The sequence below is a fragment of the Halomonas sp. H2 genome (assembly GCF_050215315.1).
Classification (GTDB): domain Bacteria; phylum Pseudomonadota; class Gammaproteobacteria; order Pseudomonadales; family Halomonadaceae; genus Vreelandella.
Window position 1 is genome coordinate 2,464,563 of the sequence record NZ_CP189760.1, and the last position, 16,715, is coordinate 2,481,277.

The 16,715-nt window shown below is 55.1% G+C and carries 16 protein-coding genes and 4 tRNA genes; 12 read left to right on the plus strand and 8 right to left on the minus strand.

The window, feature by feature from the left end:
- Positions 1–22: 22 nt before the first annotated feature.
- Positions 23–373 carry a Grx4 family monothiol glutaredoxin gene (gene grxD / locus ACQE2I_RS11470; protein WP_427028235.1) on the minus strand — a complete coding sequence of 117 codons (351 nt, stop codon included), beginning with the start codon at positions 371–373 and terminating at the stop codon, positions 23–25.
- A gap of 156 nt (positions 374–529) precedes the next feature.
- On the opposite strand from grxD, the gene argF reads away from it, so the two are divergent.
- Positions 530–1,450 (plus strand): ornithine carbamoyltransferase, encoded by a 921-nt coding sequence (gene argF / locus ACQE2I_RS11475; protein ID WP_427028236.1) that lies wholly within the window; start codon positions 530–532, stop codon positions 1,448–1,450.
- Between the two features lie 99 nt (positions 1,451–1,549).
- Here argF and ACQE2I_RS11480 read toward each other — a convergent pair.
- Positions 1,550–1,625, minus strand: a tRNA-Ala gene (locus ACQE2I_RS11480).
- Positions 1,626–1,815: 190 nt separating this feature from the next.
- Between ACQE2I_RS11480 and uvrY the strand changes: the two genes are divergently transcribed.
- The 7 genes from uvrY (at position 1,816) to nadB (ending at position 7,170) form a co-directional block, all read left to right on the plus strand.
- Positions 1,816–2,466, plus strand: a complete 651-nt coding sequence (uvrY, locus tag ACQE2I_RS11485; RefSeq protein ID WP_427028237.1) for a UvrY/SirA/GacA family response regulator transcription factor — start codon at positions 1,816–1,818, stop codon at positions 2,464–2,466.
- Between the two features lie 41 nt (positions 2,467–2,507).
- Positions 2,508–4,322: an excinuclease ABC subunit UvrC gene (uvrC, locus tag ACQE2I_RS11490; RefSeq protein ID WP_427028238.1), complete on the plus strand. Its 1,815-nt coding sequence runs from the start codon at positions 2,508–2,510 to the stop codon at positions 4,320–4,322.
- Between the two features lie 96 nt (positions 4,323–4,418).
- Positions 4,419–4,967, plus strand: coding sequence for a CDP-diacylglycerol--glycerol-3-phosphate 3-phosphatidyltransferase (gene pgsA / locus ACQE2I_RS11495; RefSeq protein ID WP_427028239.1), 549 nt, complete (start codon positions 4,419–4,421; stop codon positions 4,965–4,967).
- A gap of 84 nt (positions 4,968–5,051) precedes the next feature.
- Positions 5,052–5,126 (plus strand) — tRNA-Gly (locus ACQE2I_RS11500).
- Positions 5,127–5,137: 11 nt separating this feature from the next.
- A tRNA-Cys gene (locus ACQE2I_RS11505) sits at positions 5,138–5,211 on the plus strand.
- Between the two features lie 60 nt (positions 5,212–5,271).
- A tRNA-Leu gene (locus ACQE2I_RS11510) sits at positions 5,272–5,358 on the plus strand.
- Positions 5,359–5,574: 216 nt separating this feature from the next.
- The gene (gene nadB, locus ACQE2I_RS11515; protein WP_427028240.1) at positions 5,575–7,170 is read left to right on the plus strand and encodes an L-aspartate oxidase; all 1,596 of its coding nucleotides are present in this window, start codon (positions 5,575–5,577) and stop codon (positions 7,168–7,170) included.
- Positions 7,171–7,179: 9 nt separating this feature from the next.
- Here the strand turns inward: nadB and ACQE2I_RS11520 are convergent, their stop codons facing one another.
- Together ACQE2I_RS11520 and ACQE2I_RS11525 are read right to left on the minus strand one after the other, a co-directional pair.
- The gene (locus tag ACQE2I_RS11520) at positions 7,180–7,578 is read right to left on the minus strand and encodes a hypothetical protein (protein ID WP_427028241.1); all 399 of its coding nucleotides are present in this window, start codon (positions 7,576–7,578) and stop codon (positions 7,180–7,182) included.
- A complete protein-coding gene (locus tag ACQE2I_RS11525; RefSeq protein WP_427028242.1) occupies positions 7,538–7,831 on the minus strand; it encodes a succinate dehydrogenase assembly factor 2 in 294 nt (97 codons plus the stop codon). The genes ACQE2I_RS11520 and ACQE2I_RS11525 overlap by 41 nt, the downstream gene beginning before the upstream one ends.
- A 206-nt stretch (positions 7,832–8,037) precedes the next feature.
- Here ACQE2I_RS11525 and ACQE2I_RS11530 point away from each other — a divergent pair, with 206 nt between their 5' ends.
- The 3 genes from ACQE2I_RS11530 to lapB all read left to right on the plus strand — a co-directional run bounded on the left by ACQE2I_RS11530 (position 8,038) and on the right by lapB (position 9,946).
- A complete protein-coding gene (locus ACQE2I_RS11530) occupies positions 8,038–8,334 on the plus strand; it encodes an integration host factor subunit beta (RefSeq protein ID WP_096279162.1) in 297 nt (98 codons plus the stop codon).
- 100 nt (positions 8,335–8,434) lie between these two features.
- On the plus strand, positions 8,435–8,740 hold the full coding sequence (locus tag ACQE2I_RS11535) for a LapA family protein (RefSeq protein ID WP_427028243.1): 306 nt from the start codon (positions 8,435–8,437) through the stop codon (positions 8,738–8,740).
- Complete coding sequence (lapB, locus tag ACQE2I_RS11540) at positions 8,741–9,946, plus strand: lipopolysaccharide assembly protein LapB (protein WP_427028244.1); 1,206 nt, start codon at positions 8,741–8,743, stop codon at positions 9,944–9,946.
- A gap of 23 nt (positions 9,947–9,969) precedes the next feature.
- Here the strand turns inward: lapB and pyrF are convergent, their stop codons facing one another.
- Positions 9,970–10,665 (minus strand): orotidine-5'-phosphate decarboxylase, encoded by a 696-nt coding sequence (pyrF, locus tag ACQE2I_RS11545; protein WP_427028245.1) that lies wholly within the window; start codon positions 10,663–10,665, stop codon positions 9,970–9,972.
- A 269-nt stretch (positions 10,666–10,934) separates the two neighbouring features.
- On the opposite strand from pyrF, the gene ACQE2I_RS11550 reads away from it, so the two are divergent.
- A complete protein-coding gene (locus tag ACQE2I_RS11550; protein WP_427028246.1) occupies positions 10,935–11,219 on the plus strand; it encodes a ComEA family DNA-binding protein in 285 nt (94 codons plus the stop codon).
- Positions 11,220–11,283: 64 nt separating this feature from the next.
- Here the strand turns inward: ACQE2I_RS11550 and prpD are convergent, their stop codons facing one another.
- Genes prpD through acnD form a run of 3 tightly spaced genes read right to left on the minus strand, consistent with a single transcriptional unit; the run spans position 11,284 to position 16,693 of the window.
- Entirely contained in the window at positions 11,284–12,816 is a 1,533-nt protein-coding gene (prpD, locus tag ACQE2I_RS11555; protein WP_427031452.1) for a 2-methylcitrate dehydratase, read from the minus strand.
- A gap of 57 nt (positions 12,817–12,873) precedes the next feature.
- Positions 12,874–14,052 carry a 2-methylaconitate cis-trans isomerase PrpF gene (gene prpF, locus ACQE2I_RS11560; RefSeq protein WP_427028247.1) on the minus strand — a complete coding sequence of 393 codons (1,179 nt, stop codon included), beginning with the start codon at positions 14,050–14,052 and terminating at the stop codon, positions 12,874–12,876.
- A 31-nt stretch (positions 14,053–14,083) separates the two neighbouring features.
- The gene (acnD, locus tag ACQE2I_RS11565) at positions 14,084–16,693 is read right to left on the minus strand and encodes a Fe/S-dependent 2-methylisocitrate dehydratase AcnD (protein WP_427028248.1); all 2,610 of its coding nucleotides are present in this window, start codon (positions 16,691–16,693) and stop codon (positions 14,084–14,086) included.
- Positions 16,694–16,715 lie beyond the last annotated feature (22 nt).

A 16,715-nucleotide genomic window follows, 5' to 3' on the forward strand; every position in this document is an offset into this window, starting at 1 on the left:
ATATCCTTCGACTGGGTAATGCTTAGGCGTTATCGCCACCTTCCGCCGCACCTGCTCTCTCGGCAGCCGCTTTTACCAGTTTTTCCAATTCGCCGTTTTGATGCATTTCTACCACGATGTCACAGCCACCTACGAGCTCTCCTTCTACCCATAGCTGGGGGAAGGTCGGCCAGTTGGCAATCTTTGGCAGTTCAGTACGAATGTCCGGGTTGTCCAAGACATTGACGAACGCAAAACGCTCACCGCAACTCATCAGCGCTTGCACGGTCTGGGCAGAAAAACCGCACTGGGGCAATTGGGGCGATCCCTTCATGTAAATCAGGATCGTGTTCTCGCTAATTTGTTGCTGAATATTTTCGGCTGTTGTGCTCATACAATCTCCTCGCATTTAAATAACCGATGCACACTCACCAATACTTGAGTGGCGCGCTCGGGTTTAACGTGTAGACATTATTCTACGCATGCCGTTCGCGTTGCGCATCCCCTGCGGCATAGCTAGGATAGGGTTTTTGCGCGGAGAGAAGCCCCTATGGCGACACGCCATTTCCTGACCTTGCTAGATTTGACCCCGGATGAGCTGGACTATTTAATCCAACGAGCCATTACGATCAAAACCAATTTAAAAGCCCAAGGTCCTGTTTACACGCCATTATCCAACCGCACACTGGCGATGATCTTTGAGAAATCATCGACGCGCACTCGGGTTTCCTTTGAAGCTGGGATGGCGCAACTTGGCGGCCACGCGCTGTTTCTCTCTCCCCGCGACACCCAATTAGGCCGCGGCGAGCCGATAGAAGACACCGCACGCGTTTTGTCTGAAATGGTGGATGCGGTGATGATTCGCACCTTTTCACATGCCGGCCTGGAAACCTATGCAAGCGCCAGCAGCGTGCCGGTCATTAACGCCTTAAGCGATGACTACCACCCCTGCCAGCTTCTTGCCGACGTGATGACCTGGACCGAGCTACGCGGCAGCGTAAAGGGCCGCACAGCGGTATGGATTGGGGATGGCAACAACATGTGCCACTCATGGATCAATGCGGCTCGCCAGTTCGACTTTCATCTGCGCATTTGTTGCCCGCAAGGTTACGAGCCTCGCGCTGACATCATGGCCGCTGCTGGCGATCACATTACCCTGCTGCATGATCCTAAGGAAGCGGTAAAACAGGCCGACTTAATTACCACCGACGTCTGGGCGTCAATGGGCCAGGAAGAAGAGCAGGCGAAGCGCGAAGCAGACTTCACTGGCTTCCAGGTCACTGAGGCGATGCTGGACGCCGCCAAACAAGACGTCCTTTTCCTGCACTGCCTGCCGGCGCATCGTGGCGAAGAAATTAGCCATACGCTACTTGACGACCCGCGTGCAGTGGTGTGGCAGGAAGCAGGGAACCGCTTACATGCGCAAAAAGCGCTGATTGAGTTTTTACTGCTAGGCAAAATTACTGCCTAAACACTTATTATAACGGTCTAAATACCCGTTTTTTTTCCAAAAAAAAGCCTCGTTTCTAAAACGAGGCTTTTTTCATTTACGATCTCTTTTGCAAAATCGTGGTGGAGCCTAGCGGGATCGAACCGCTGACCTCAACACTGCCAGTGTTGCGCTCTCCCAGCTGAGCTAAGGCCCCACATACTGTTCTTTCCAACAGCGAGGCGGATACTACGTTGAACGCTTACCTCGGTCAAGTTTTTGCATCATCAGCGTTAACTAATTCTCCTTTGTGGTTAGCTGTGGCACTCTATAAACAGCTAACCAGATAAAGTAGCGTACAAGGCCAATGCCTGAGCCCAAGATGTTTCCATGCAGGAGCCTATCCCTTGATCAGTGTACTTATCGCCGATGATCATCATCTAGTAAGAACCAGCATTGCTCACCTGCTGAACGAAGAGTGTGATATTAAAATTGTAGGCGAAGTCGACGACGGCGAAAGTGCGGTGACCCAGTGTCGCCATTTGAAGCCAGATATCGTGCTAATGGACATTCGCATGCCCGGCATCGGCGGGCTTGAAGCTACCCGGCGCATTCACCGCACCATGGAAGATATCAAAGTTTTAATCCTAACGGCGCATATGGAAGACAGCGTACTGCGCCGCATGCTGGAAGCTGGTGCCTCAGGCTTTTTAAGCAAAGGCGCAGATGCACTGGAAATGACCGACGCGATACGCCAAGTGTTTCATGGTCGGCGCTACGTGAGTCAGGAAGTTGCCCAGCGGCTCGCCCTCTCACACTTCACCAATGAAGATAATCCGTTCAGCCACCTCTCTCAGCGTGAACTGCAGATTGCCCTCATGATTGTTAACTGCCAGCGCGTACAGGATATCTCTGATCGCCTGCATTTAAGCCCTAAAACGGTAAACACCTACCGCTACCGACTATTTGATAAACTACAGGTTGCCACTGACGTTGAGCTTACCCACTTAGCGCTCCGTCACGGGCTGGTCGAGGGGTTTGACGCAAGTCAGATATAACCCAACCTTCCCCTGCTGTTATCGGGTACCGACACGCTGCTATGACCTTTGATTCAAAACAGTTCTTGAGCTCGGTAAGCACCTCGCCAGGTGTTTATCGTATGCTCGATGAGCACAGCAATACGCTCTATGTCGGCAAAGCCAAGCGTTTGAAAGCGCGCCTTGCCAGCTATTTTCGTGGCCAGCTGAACACCAAAACCCAGGCCATGGTGGGGCGCATTGCCGACGTTCAAGTGACCGTCACGCGTACCGAAACCGAAGCCCTACTGCTTGAACAGACACTCATCAAACAGCTGCGTCCGCCTTACAACATTTTGCTGCGCGACGATAAATCCTACCCGTTTGTGTTTGTTACCGACCGCCACTCTTATCCGGCACTTGAGTACAAGCGGGCACGCCAGCGGCGTGACGATGGGCGTTATTTGGGCCCCTACCCGAGCAGTGGCGCCGTGCGCGAAAGCCTCGCGCTAATGCAAAAGATATTTCATATCCGCAACTGCGAAGATAGCGTCTTTGCCCATCGCTCACGCCCCTGTTTGCAGTATCAAATTCAGCGCTGCAGTGCGCCATGCGTCGATTATATTTCCGCCGAGGATTATCAGCGCGACTTAGAGCACGCGGTGATGTGTTTGGAAGGTAAAAGCGAACACGTTACCCAAGAATTAATGCAGGCGATGGAAGAGGCCAGCAAGCAGCTCAACTTTGAGGAAGCCGCCCGTCTACGCGACCAAGTTCAGCAATTGCGGCAGCTACAGCAGCGCCAGTTCGTTGATACCGGCGGCGGTGATGCCGACATTTTCGCGCTTGCCGTGCGCCCCGGCGCGTTGGGTGTTTCCGTACTGAGCGTTCGCGATGGGCGCCTGCTCGGCGCGCGCCATCACACCCCCAAAAACGATTTAGATCTACCGATTGAAACGCTGCTCACTGAGGTCGTTAGCCAATACTACTTCGGCCAACCGCATAATGTGCCCAGCGAAGTGATTACCAGCCACCCCTTAGACAACAGCGAGCTTATCGCCGAGGCGCTCACCCAACAGGCGGGCAAACGCATTCGCGTCACCAGCCAAGTGCGCGGCCACCGAGCCCAGTGGCAACAGCTGGCCATTACCAATGCCGAGCAACAACTGGCCTCGCAACTCGCTAATCAGACGCAGCTTACCCAGCGTTTCAGCGCACTCCAGGAAGCGCTAGGCCTGAAGGAGACGCCGCAGCGCTTGGAGTGTTTCGACATAAGCCATAGTCACGGCGAAGCCACCGTTGCGTCATGCGTTGTGTTTGACCATCAGGGCCCGCGCAAAAGCGACTACCGGCATTTCCGCATTGAGGGAGTCGCGGCTGGTGATGATTACGCCGCCATGCAGCAAGCGCTCACCCGGCGTCTAAAACGGGTAAAAAGCGGCGAAGCGATAGCCCCGGACATCCTGATCGTCGATGGTGGCAAAGGACAGCTCAACATGGCCCGCGAGGTGTTTAAAGAGCTCGACATCAGCAATATCCTGCTACTCGGCGTTGCTAAAGGCACAACCCGCAAGGCGGGGCTGGAAAGCCTGTTTGTCGAGACTGCTGACAATCCACTTGATCTGGACCCCGCCTCTCCCGCGCTGCATTTGATCCAGCACATTCGCGATGAGTCTCACCGTTTTGCCATCGCCGGCCACCGAGCTCAACGCGACAAAGCGAGGCGCACCTCCACCTTGCAAGAGATCCCCGGCATTGGCCCCAAACGACGGCGAGAGCTGCTGCGCTTTTTTGGCGGCCTGCAGGGAGTACAAAAAGCCAGCCGCGATGAACTCGCCCGCGTTCCCGGCATCAATGCCTCGTTAGCTGAAAGTATTTACCGGGCACTCAACGGATAAAAACCCTCTTGGCATGGATGCTATCGGCCAAGGGGGATAGAATGATCCCCAGACACTTCGAATCCTCTGATTTTCCGGCAAGGATCGCTCTCTGCGATGAATATACCCAACATACTGACCCTGGCGAGAATCGCCTTCATTCCGCTGCTGGTAGTGCTGTTTTATCTGCCTTTCAGTTGGAGCATGCCCGTGGCAGCAGGTTTATTTGCGTTAGCCTCCATTACCGACTGGCTAGATGGCTATTTAGCGCGCCGCTGGAATCAATCAACGCCTTTTGGCGCATTTTTAGACCCGGTGGCCGACAAGCTTATGGTCGTCGTGGCACTGGCGTTACTGATTGAGCGTTATGACACGCTAGTGCTAACACTGCCTGCGCTGGTCATTATTGGCCGGGAAATTGTCATTTCGGCGCTGCGTGAATGGATGGCGGAAATGGGCAAACGCGGCATGGTCGCTGTTTCATGGGTAGGCAAGCTAAAGACAACGCTGCAAATGGTGTCACTGCTAATCTTGCTGGCAATACCACCCATGCATGAATTCGCGCTGCTGGGGGTTGTCGTGCTGTATGCCGCCGCTCTGCTAACGCTCTGGTCAATGATCCAATACTTGAAAGCTGCTTGGCCGCATCTTAGCCGCTCCATGTAAGCTGCTGTAAATAAATAAAGAATGCCTTACCAATTGATTGATTGACAACTCGGCGGTGATCCGTATAATTCGCCCTCGAGTCGAGCGGGAATAGCTCAGTGGTAGAGCATCGCCTTGCCAAGGCGAGGGTCGGGAGTTCGAATCTCCTTTCCCGCTCCAACGACTCTTGAGGCTGGATGGCAGAGTGGTTATGCAGCGGACTGCAACTCCGTGCACGCCGGTTCGATTCCGACTCCAGCCTCCACTTTTTAGCGCAGCGATGATGTTTTAAGCGACTTGTTTTGAAACAACATTGCGATGTTTTGCCCGGATGGCGAAATCGGTAGACGCAAGAGACTTAAAATCTCTCGGGGGCAACCCCGTGCCGGTTCAAGTCCGGCTCCGGGCACCATTTCAAGCTTTTGAAATCTAACGTTTCATTTTCATGTGGCTTACCTCCTCTTGGCGTTCTCCCTACTCTTTGTATTCATCCTATTAGTGCATACTTATGCGCTTTTTTTGCATTCCAATATCGCTAATCACTAATCGTCAAGCTATCATGCCTGCCTCAAATAAGGAGCGGGCACCATGACCAAAGAGCGGTCACCATGACCAGAGAGCGGTCACCATGACCACGCCAACAACCGACGCACTTATCATTGGCGGAGGGGTAGCGGGATTAACTCTTGCCCTGGAAATTGCTGACCATATGTCAGTGACGCTGGTTCGCCCCGCGCAAGATGACCAGGGCGCTAGCCGCTGGGCACAAGGCGGCATAGCAGCCGTTCTCTCCCCAGATGACGATCTCGAAGCGCATATCAACGACACGCTGATTGCTGGCGATGGGCTATGCGATGTAGAAGCGGTTCGCTTTACCGTTACCCATGGCCCCGCTGCCATTCAGTGGCTGATTGATAATGGCGTGCCCTTTACGCCAGAGACAGACCCCAGCGCGCGCTACCCTTACCACCTGACCCGTGAAGGCGGGCACAATGCCCGCCGCATCATCCACGCCGACGATGCCACTGGCCGGGCGGTGGTAGATACCCTATTAAACAGAGTGGCGCAGCACCCCAACATTACGCAGCGCAATGACCTTACCGTGATTGGCTTGTTGCAGGATAACCAAGGCACCTGCTGCGGTGCCTATGGCAGTGATACTAACCACCACTGGCACTCGCTGACGGCGCGTTATACGGTGCTGGCCACTGGCGGCGCAAGCGGCCTTTACCGCCACACTACGACGCCCGCACCAAGCAGCGGTGAAGGCATGATGATGGCTGCCGAGCTAGGCGCCCGGCTGATGAACCTTGAGTTTCAGCAGTTTCATCCGACCTGCCTATTTGACCCCGAAGGACCGGCATTTTTAATTAGTGAGGCGGTGCGCGGAGAAGGCGGACATCTGCTTAACGAGTCGGGGCAACGCTTTATGCTCGCGCTGGATCAGCGCGCTGAGTTGGCTCCTCGCGATATCGTGGCTCGCGCCATCGACGCGGAGATACAGCGCGGCACCCTGGGGCATGTCTGGTTGGATATTCAACATTTAGGTGAAACGGCGATTCGCCACCACTTTCCGACTATTTTGGCGCACTGCACCGCCCGCGGCATTGATATTACCCAACAAGCCATTCCCGTGGTGCCTGCTGCCCACTATAGCTGCGGCGGCGTCGCCACCAATCTGCAAGGCGCCACCGACGTTGCCAACCTCTATGCTATCGGTGAAACGGCCTGCACGGGCCTACACGGCGCCAACCGAATGGCCAGCAACTCACTGTTAGAGTGTTTAGTGTTTGCGCGCAGCTGTGCCCAAGCGCTGTTGATGGACGTGCACAAACCAAGCGGCCACACGCCATGTGACGAAGTACAGCCTCCAGCCCAGACTGAGAGCGCTGACATATCTACAGCCCTCCTCAACGATATTCGCCAGCGCATGCGGTCCACCATGAGCCAGCACGTCTCCATTGTACGCAGCGCGGCCAGTCTCAATGCCGCACTCGAGCAGTTAAAAGTGCTGCTAAATACACTGGGAGAGACAGAGGGGGCAATGTCCAACCCGGAAGGCAATCGTTTACATCAAGCACTGCAATTAGCGCAGTTAACGGTACTAGCGGCTCAGGGACGCCATGAGTCTCGCGGCCTGCACTTCACCAACGATTGGCCGCAGCAACAGCCAATAGCCACGGCCTCGACGGTATCCTTAAAAGATTTACAAGACAGAGAATAGGACGCAGAGCTACCGACCAGGTTGATGAAATAACTTGCGCACTTCGCGCAAGTGCTGCGTAGACACACTGTCTGGCCATAACCAGATCCGCTGCTGACCGACATAAAGCCCGATTAACCACGGCCCTAAATAGTCACAGCGCACTTGAAACTCTTCACTAAGCGCACCACCAGACATCAGCCAGCGGCCTTGAAACAGTGTTCCTGTCGCGGTTAGCGAAAGCACTCCCTTAGGCTGGCGAGTATAGGCATGCCAGCCAATCACAGCGCCCAATACCAACGTTGCCAATAGGGCTAGCTCACCTGCCACCCAATAGCTGAGCGCCGCTAGCCCAATCAACAGACAACATTGTGTTAGCTGCCACTGCTTAGAGGGTGCGATAGGCAGAATTATCGGTGGTTTCAGCATGCTCAACTATCATCTTTACGATACGCCGCTGGCTGGGTTCCGATGGCCACTCCCGATGCATCAGCCATACGAATAAATCCTGGTCTTCACCTTCGATTAATTGCTGGTACGCCAACTGATCTGCTTCGCTGAGATCATCGAAACGCTGCTCGAGAAAAGGAATCAGCAGCAGGTCTAGCTCCCACATACCGCGCCGGGAGTGCCAGTAAAGCCGCTTACGCAAAATGGCTGCTGGGGAATTATCGTCGTTCAACGTCAGCCGCTCCAATTAAATAAATGAGAAGCCAGTATACCTAAGACACAGGGTCGCGCCAGCGCCCACCTTCGCCTATGCTGTTAATCAGTCTAGAACCTTGTTTTATCTGAATTGTTTTATGCTTAATTGAGCAGTATGCTGAATTTGATATTAGCGAGGTCGAGAGCGCGTTACGGCCTTCAATGTTCGCTGGGAGCCAACCGATGACTAAATCAGAATTAATCGAACAAATTGCGATGCGTCAGCCGGAGTTGTCCGCCAAAGATGTTGAAACGGCGGTACGTATTATTCTTGACGATATGACCGATGCCCTTTCTAGCGGCGGCCGCGTTGAGATCCGGGGTTTCGGCAGCTTTTCACTGCACTACCGAGAGCCGCGAGTAGGCCGCAATCCTAAAACAGGCGATGCGGTCGACCTAGAAGGCAAGTATGTACCGCACTTTAAACCGGGCAAAGAGCTACGTGAACAGGTTGATGCTAGTCGGGCACTTGGCTATTAAAACGCCACTATTAGGATTATCCGACTTTGTGTGGGATGACGTCGCCGCCCGAGTCGTACACAATAGCGCTACCGTGAACGTCACTGACTAGGAAACTCACATGCGTTGGATTAAAGGCCTGATTCTGGCCGTTATTTTGCTGATAGTAGTGCTGGTAGGTATTCTGTTTGCCGTTAATAATCAGCAAACTATTGCCTTGAACCTGATTTGGCTGGAGCTGCCGGCTGTGTCACTTTCCGTATGGCTGCTGGCAACGCTGGTTTTTGGCGTTCTGCTAGGCATGCTCGCCATGTTAGGTGTCTACTTGCGATTAAAGGCCACACTGGCCCGCAGCCAGCGGCATAACAAGCAGCAGCGCAAAGAGCTGGATAGCCTGCGCACCCAGGAGTTCAAGGAACTGGCATAAATGCTAGATGTCGCGCTGCTAAGCGTACTGTTGGCTGCCATTGCCATCGGTTACGGGCTCGGCTACCGCCAAGCTCTACGCCGCCGATATCGCTCTCAACCTCCTGCGGCGGCCTCTCAGGTGCCGTCTCGAGATTACTTCGTCGGGCTTAACTACCTGCTTAACGAGCAGCCCGACGAGGCGATCAATACCTTTATCAGCGTGCTAGCCGTTAATAGCGATACGGTGGATACCCACATTGCCCTTGGCAAACTGTTTCGCGCCCGGGGTGAGGCCGACAAAGCGGTCAGCATCCATCAAAACCTATTAGCACGCCCCGCTCTATCGCAACCTACCAACGAACAAATCCAGCTAGAGCTTGCCCGCGACTTTATGGCGCTGGGTGTTCATGACCGCGCGCAGCGGCTACTCAATACGCTGCTCGAAAACAGCGGTGATAATGATCACCGCTATGCCGCCAAACAACTGCTCATTGATTTATTAGAGCGCGAAAAAGCGTGGCAGCAAGCCCTCGACGTTATCCAGCCGCTGCTAAAACAGTACCCTAAGATGCGCCGACCCGCGGCCCATTGGCTATGCGAACTGGCGTTAGAGGAAATTAGCGAGGCCAGTCGACCGCTGGCTAAAAAGCACCTTAAAAAAGCCCTGCAATGGGATGAGAACTGTGTTCGCGCCACACTGCAACTGGCCGAACTTGAGATGGATAACGGCCACTATACTCGCGCGATTGCGCGACTCGACAATATTCCGCAGCAGGACATCGCCCACATACCCACTATGCTGCCGGCCCTTAAGCGTGCTTATTTACGCAGTGATAATGAAGCAGGCTATGAAGCCCATCTTTACCGCCTGCTGCAACTAGCGCCTTATACCAGCACCATTATTGCCCTGGGCCAGCTGGTTCATCAGCGTGAAGGTGTCGATAAAGCGATTGAGTTAATCGGCGACCGCTTACGTGCAGTGCCAAGCTTGGGTGGGCTGGATCACTTGATCGACCTGTATATTGAAAGCCAGCGACTAGGCGGAAAGTCCTCTCCCGATACGCGCCTGCTGCTACTCAAACACCATACCGATGCACTGCTGATTAATAGAACCCGCCACCGCTGCCAACGCTGTGGCTTTGCCAGCGACGCCCTGCAGTGGCAATGCCCCAGTTGCCGCTACTGGGGCACGATTAAACCGGTGATTGGCGTAGAGGGGGAATAACCGGCACCACTAACCGGCCATTTTTACGCTAACTCGGCTTCAATCGCCGCAAGCGCCACCATAGGGTCTGAGGCCTGAGTCACAGGGCGACCAATCACTAAATGGCTGCTACCCGCCCGAATGGCTTCGCTGGGGGTCATAATCCGCTGCTGATCATTAGCGACCGCAAAGCTTGGGCGAATACCGGGAGTCACTTTCAAGAACGACTCTCCACACGCTGCGTTAAGCTGCGCCGACTCCTGGGCCGAACATACCACGCCGTGTAAACCACTCTGCTTTGCCAGCAGCGCCAAGCGCTCTACGTGTTCAGCCAACGGCGCATTGATGCCAACACCAGCTAGGTCGTCGGCCTGCATGCTGGTTAACACAGTAACGGCGATCAAGCGGGTCGTTAAGGCGTGTTGATCCAGGCGTTGAACGGCCGCTTCCATCATCCGCCGCCCACCGCTGGCATGCACATTGACCATCCATACGCCCTGCTCCGCCGCCGCCTGCACTGCGCTAGCAACGGTATTGGGAATATCGTGAAATTTGAGATCTAAAAACACCTCAAACCCTCTGCCATGCAGTGCTTCCAGCACGGCGGGACCGCTCCGGGTGAATAACTCTTTGCCAACCTTAACGCGGCAGCGAGCAGGGTCTAACTGATCTGCCATGCACAGCGCGGCGTCTAGCGAAGGGTAATCAAGCGCAATAATAATTGGGGAATCAGTGGCCACAACATCGCTCCAAGTGCATTTTCAGGCATTATATCAGTCTCACACCTCTTCTCGCCCCCTCCCTATGTAAGCTATTTACCATGCCTCTATAGCGAAAAACTTACAATGACTGTCATACATCACTGACATAATCGTCCACGCTATGAAGCTAAGTTAGTTATGTTGCGTCGTTCTTATTGCTTATGTCACCTAAGGCATAAGTAGCACTTACTCTTGAACCTCGCGCACTCAACCTTCGTTAATAACTGCTATTAATAAGGATTACGAGGATGAACATGACACTTAAAGGCATTTTAGCTGCATTGTTACTTAGCGTAAGCTTGGGACTTTCCAGCGGCGTACTGGCTCAAGAGGTAGCACCTATCAACGTCAATACTGCGGATGCTGAGCTGTTAGCTGAGCTACCGGGTATTGGCCCCAGCCGAGCGGAAGCACTTATTGAAGAGCGCGAAACCAATGGCGCGTTTGAAAGCGCCGAGGATCTTGAACGCGTCAATGGTATTGGGCCCACCACCATTGATCGCATGCTCGATCAAGTAGCGTTTGAAGATTAACCCTCCTGCAACCCGCCACAGCCCGGTAGCGCTTAAGCGCTCCGGGTGTTTATTGTAGCGCTTCTTAAATCACCCAGAGATCCATAAATTTATGTACCGCCAGCTCTTCCAGCGTTGCCTGCTGGCTACATAACTCCGCAACTGTTTGGCAACGCCCTGCCGGAAACCGTGTCGCTAAATGACACTCAAACTTTTCAACTAATAACGGCATACCTTCTTCTCGGCGACGCCGGTGACCCACTGGGTACTCCACCGCGACTTTATCTGTCGCACTGCCATCAGTGAAAAACACCTGGACTGCATTAGCGATGGAGCGCTTGTCAGGGTCGTGGTAAGCCGCCGAATACTCGGCATCTTCTGCTACCACCATTTTGCCGCGCAGCTCATCGATTAGCGGATGAGCCGCATGAAAGCGGTCTTCGTAGTGATCGGCAGTAAGCGCACCAAAAATAAGCGGCACGGCGGTCATATACTGTAAGCAGTGGTCACGATCCGCCGGATTGGCGAGTGCGCCAGTTTTGGAAATAATCCGAATGGCCGAGTCGTGAGTCGTCAGTACGATTTTATCGATTTCAGCCAAGCGGTCTTCCACCTGCGGGTGCAGCGTCACGGCCGCTTCGCAAGCCGTTTGGGCGTGAAACTCAGCGGGGAAGGAGATCTTAAATAGAATATTCTCCATCACGTAGCTGCCGAACTCGCGCTGAAAGCGTAGGCGGCGATCAGTTTCGGGCTTGAGACTCAAATCCTTATTGGCATGGCTAAACAGCACATCGTAGAACCCCCACTGGGGCGCCGACAGCGCGCTGGGAATGCCCATTTCACCGCGCAGGGCAATATCGGCCAAGCGCACTCCCCGCGAAGTTGCATCGCCCGCGGCCCAGCTTTTACGCGACCCGGCGTTGGGCGCATGGCGGTAGGTGCGCAGGCTCTGGCCATCCACCCAGGCGTGGGAGAGCGCCGAAAGTAACTGCTCGCGATTGGCGCCCATCAGCTTGGCGGCCACCGCGGTAGACGCAACTTTCACCAGTACCACGTGATCAAGGCCAACGCGGTTAAAGCTGTTTTCCAGCGCCAGCACGCCTTGAATTTCATGAGCCATGATCATCGCCTCAAGAACATCACGCATCACCAGCGGCGATTCGCCTTGGGCGACCCGCCGCTGGGAGAGATGATCAGCCACAGCGAGTATCCCACCCAGATTATCGGAAGGGTGACCCCACTCAGCGGCAAGCCAGGTGTCGTTATAATCCAACCAGCGGATAATACAGCCGATATCCCACGCCGCCTTAACCGGGTCAAGGCGCAGCGAAGTGCCCGGCACTCGCGCTCCAAACGGCACCAGCGTGCCTTCCACTATCGGCCCCAGGTGCTTGGTGCACTCGGGAAAGCGCAGTGCCAATAGCCCGCAACCGAGCGTATCCATCAAGCAGTAGCGGGCGGTTTCCAATGCCTCTTGAGACTCTACCTGATAGTTGAGGACGTAGTCGGCAATGGCCTGTAGTTCAGGATCATAATCCGGGCGTTCGTTGGCTTCGGATGTGGCGGATGATCGGGCAGACGATTTTGAAGACGGTCTTGAGGACGGTCTTGAAGACATCATAGTGCTCTCTCCTGCTGTTGAATCACCTACTCAGTATGGCCCAAGAAACGCCTCCTAAAAGCTATCGCTAGGCACTCTCACAACCCCCTCCATCAATACTCGAGCGCTGCGGCTCATCACCGCCTGCTCGATATGCCAGCGCCCCTCTATCAGGTTTGCTTCTGCTCCCACCCGCAGGCTACCCGACGGGTGACCAAAGGTGACGGCATTACGTTTACCACCACCCGCCGCCAGGTTCACCAGCGTGCCTTCGATGGCCGCGGCGGCAGCAATAGCCACCGCGGCGGTGCCCATCATGGCGTGGTGCAATTTGCCCATGGAGAGCGCCCGTACTACCAAGTCATTGTCAGCAGCCTTTACGCCTTTACCACTCGATGAGAGGTAATCCACCGGTGGACCTACGAACGCGACTTTGGGCGTGTGCTGACGATTGGCGGCTTCGTTGATGTCACTGATCAGCCCCATACGCACAGCGCCGTGGGCACGAATAGTTTCAAACATCGCCAGCGCTTTGCTATCGCCATTGATCACATCTTGCAGCTCGCAGCCGGTGTAACCAATATCGGCGGCGTTAATAAACAGCGTGGGAATACCAGCGTTGATCATAGTGGCTTTTAGCGTGCCCACACCGGGCACCTCAAGCTCATCGACCAGATTTCCGGTAGGAAAAATAGCCCCTTCGCCATCAGCCGGGTCCATAAAGGCCACCGGAATTTCGGCGGCGGGAAAGGTTACCCCGTCTAGCTCAAAATCGCCGGTTTCCTGCACTTCGTGATTGACGATAGGCACCCGCGACACGATGGTTTTCTGAATATTCACCTGCCAAATGCGCACCTCGACCACCCCATTTTCTGGGATGCGGGCCGGGTCGACCAATCCATTGGTAATCGCGAAAGGACCGACCGCCGCTGAAAGATTGCCGCAGTTACCACTCCAATCCACATAGGGCTTATCAATGGACACCTGGCCAAACAGGTAATCCACATCGTGGTCGGCGGACTCACTTTTGGACAGTATTACCGTTTTACTGGTGCTGGAGGTCGCCGCCCCCATGCCATCAATCTGTTTTTCATAGGGGTCGGGGCTGCCAATCACCCGCAGTAACAGTTGATCCCGCGCGACGCCAGCCTGCTGAGCCACTTCGGGTAAATCGCTGAGCTTAAAAAACACACCCTTACTGGTGCCGCCACGCATATAGGTAGCGGGAATTTTAATCTGAGGGGCATAAGGCATGAACGTTATCTCCGGCTACGTTTCGGTGGGTCTACGCCGCGGTGGATTCAAGAAAGTCCTGAGCAAAGCGCTGCAGTACGCCGCCGGCGGTGTAAATCGACACCTCCTCGGCAGTATCCAAACGGCACTTCACGGCAACCCGCTCGCTGTCACCGTTTTGACGCTGGATCACCAGCGTCAGCATTGCCCCCGGCGAAACAGCGCCTTCCACATCGTAAGTTTCGGTGCCATCCAGGGCTAATGTCCTGCGCGTGGTACCCGGCTCAAACTCCAGCGGCATAACGCCCATGCCAATTAAGTTGGTACGGTGAATGCGCTCAAAGCCTTCCGCGGCAATTGCCTCAACGCCCGCCAGCGCCACGCCTTTAGCGGCCCAATCCCGAGAAGAGCCCTGGCCGTAATCAGCTCCGGCAATAATAATCAGCGGCTGCTTGCGGGCCATATAGGTTTCGATGGCTTCCCACATGCGGGTCACTTCGCCTTCAGGCTCTACCCGCGCCAGCGAGCCCTGCTTTACGTTGCCATCGGCATCGCGAACCATCTCGTTAAATAGCTTGGGATTGGCGAAGGTCGCCCGCTGGGCGGTGAGGTGATCACCACGGTGGGTGGCGTAAGAGTTGAAGTCCTCCTCCGGCACGCCCATTTTATCCAGGTACTCGCCCGCCGCGCTGTTCAACTGAATCGCGTTAGAGGGCGATAGGTGATCGGTAGTGATATTGTCCGGCAAAATCGCCAGCGGCCGCATACCTTTAAGGGTACGCTCTTTGGCCATATTGCCCTCCCAGTAGGGCGGACGACGGATATAGGTACTCTGGGGCCGCCAGTCATACAGCGGACTCACCTGGGCGCGGGCGCCCTTGTCCAGGTCGAACATGGGGATATAGGTTTGGCGGAACTGCTCGGGCTTCACCGACGCTTTGACAATCGCATCAATCTCTTCATCGGCGGGCCAAATATCCTTCAAGGTAACGGGATTACCCGCCTGGTCCACCCCCAGGGCGTCTTTCTCAATATCAAAGCGAATCGTGCCCGCAATGGCATACGCAACCACCAGGGGCGGTGACGCTAAAAAAGCCTGCTGGGCGTGGGGGTGAATCCGCCCATCGAAGTTGCGGTTGCCGGAAAGTACCGCCGTGGCGTAGAGGTCACGCTCAATAATCTCCTGCTGGATTTTAGGATCCAGTGCCCCGGACATCCCGTTGCAGGTGGTGCAGGCGTAAGCCACCACACCAAAGCCGAGATCTTCCAGTTCGCTCATCAGTCCGGCTTCTTCCAGGTACATCTTGACCGTTTTCGAACCCGGCGCCAGCGACGACTTTACCCACGGCTTGCGTAGCAAACCCAGCCGGTTGGCATTACGGGCAATCAGTCCCGCCGCCACCATATTGCGTGGATTTGAAGTATTGGTACAGCTGGTGATGGCCGCGATGATGACCGCACCATCGGGCATTTTACCGGCTTTCTCTTCCGCTTGAGCCGCCTCAAGGCCCACGGCAATACCGCGCTGGGCAAGCTCTGAGGTAGGCAAATGGGCGTGAGGGTTTGAAGGCCCTGCCAGGGTGCGAGTGACTGAAGAGAGATCAAAGGTCAGTACCCGCTCGTAGGTAACTTCGGTCAAGCTATCCGCCCAGAGACCAGTGTGCTTGGCATAGGTTTCCACCAGCGCTACCTGCTCATCTTCGCGGCCGGTGATTTTCAGGTAATCGATGGTTTGACCGTCGATATAGAACATCGCCGCCGTGGCACCGTATTCGGGGGTCATGTTGGAGATAGTCGCGCGATCACCCACGGTCAGCGCGTCAGCGCCTTCGCCGTAAAACTCAAGATAAGCGCCTACCACGCGCTCTTTGCGCAGGAATTCGGTAATCGCCAACACCATGTCGGTGCCGGTAATGCCAGGCTGCAGCTTGCCGGTCAGCTCCACGCCAACGATATCCGGCAGGCGCATCATGGAGGCGCGTCCCAACATCACGCTTTCGGCCTCTAAGCCGCCCACACCCACTGAGATGACACCTAAAGCATCGACCATCGGCGTGTGGCTATCGGTGCCCACACAGGTGTCTGGGTAGGCAATGCCATCGCGGTTCTGTACTACCGGCGACATTTTCTCCAGATTGATCTGGTGCATGATGCCGTTACCGGGGGGAATCACATCGACGTTCTCAAAGGCCGTCTTCGTCCAGTTGATAAAGTGGAAACGGTCATCGTTGCGGCGATCTTCAATGGCGCGGTTTTTTTCAAAGGCGCCCTCTTCCGAACCTGCGTGCTCCACCGCCAGCGAGTGGTCGACAATCAGCTGAGTCGGCACCACGGGGTTGACCTTGGCGGGGTCGCCACCCTTTTCAGCAATGGCATCACGCAGACCGGCAAGATCCACCAGCGCGGTTTGGCCCAGGATGTCATGACAAACGACACGGGCGGGGTACCAGGGGAAATCCAGATCGCTCTTACGCTCGATTAGCTGTTTTAGCGCATCGGTGAGCAGCTCAGGATCGCAACGGCGCACTAATTGCTCCGCCAGTACGCGTGAAGTGTAAGGCAACTGTGCATAAGCACCGAGCTGGATATCTTCCACCGCCTCACGAGCATCAAAATACTCAAGCTCTGTGCCAGGCAGCGGTTTACGGTAAAGGGTATTCATAGCAGGCGCACTCTTGGTAATA

What these genes read in the sequence shown, in the direction of transcription:
- grxD (WP_427028235.1), bottom strand. Translation starts at nt 373, where the DNA reads ATGAGCACAACAGCCGAAAATATTCAGCAACAAATTAGCGAGAACACG.
- argF (WP_427028236.1), top strand. Translation starts at nt 530, where the DNA reads ATGGCGACACGCCATTTCCTGACCTTGCTAGATTTGACCCCGGATGAG.
- uvrC (WP_427028238.1), top strand. Translation starts at nt 2,508, where the DNA reads ATGACCTTTGATTCAAAACAGTTCTTGAGCTCGGTAAGCACCTCGCCA.
- pgsA (WP_427028239.1), top strand. Translation starts at nt 4,419, where the DNA reads ATGAATATACCCAACATACTGACCCTGGCGAGAATCGCCTTCATTCCG.
- nadB (WP_427028240.1), top strand. Translation starts at nt 5,575, where the DNA reads ATGACCACGCCAACAACCGACGCACTTATCATTGGCGGAGGGGTAGCG.
- ACQE2I_RS11520 (WP_427028241.1), bottom strand. Translation starts at nt 7,578, where the DNA reads ATGCTGAAACCACCGATAATTCTGCCTATCGCACCCTCTAAGCAGTGG.
- ACQE2I_RS11530 (WP_096279162.1), top strand. Translation starts at nt 8,038, where the DNA reads ATGACTAAATCAGAATTAATCGAACAAATTGCGATGCGTCAGCCGGAG.
- ACQE2I_RS11535 (WP_427028243.1), top strand. Translation starts at nt 8,435, where the DNA reads ATGCGTTGGATTAAAGGCCTGATTCTGGCCGTTATTTTGCTGATAGTA.
- lapB (WP_427028244.1), top strand. Translation starts at nt 8,741, where the DNA reads ATGCTAGATGTCGCGCTGCTAAGCGTACTGTTGGCTGCCATTGCCATC.
- ACQE2I_RS11550 (WP_427028246.1), top strand. Translation starts at nt 10,935, where the DNA reads ATGAACATGACACTTAAAGGCATTTTAGCTGCATTGTTACTTAGCGTA.
- prpD (WP_427031452.1), bottom strand. Translation starts at nt 12,816, where the DNA reads ATGTCTTCAAGACCGTCCTCAAGACCGTCTTCAAAATCGTCTGCCCGA.
- prpF (WP_427028247.1), bottom strand. Translation starts at nt 14,052, where the DNA reads ATGCCTTATGCCCCTCAGATTAAAATTCCCGCTACCTATATGCGTGGC.
- acnD (WP_427028248.1), bottom strand. Translation starts at nt 16,693, where the DNA reads ATGAATACCCTTTACCGTAAACCGCTGCCTGGCACAGAGCTTGAGTAT.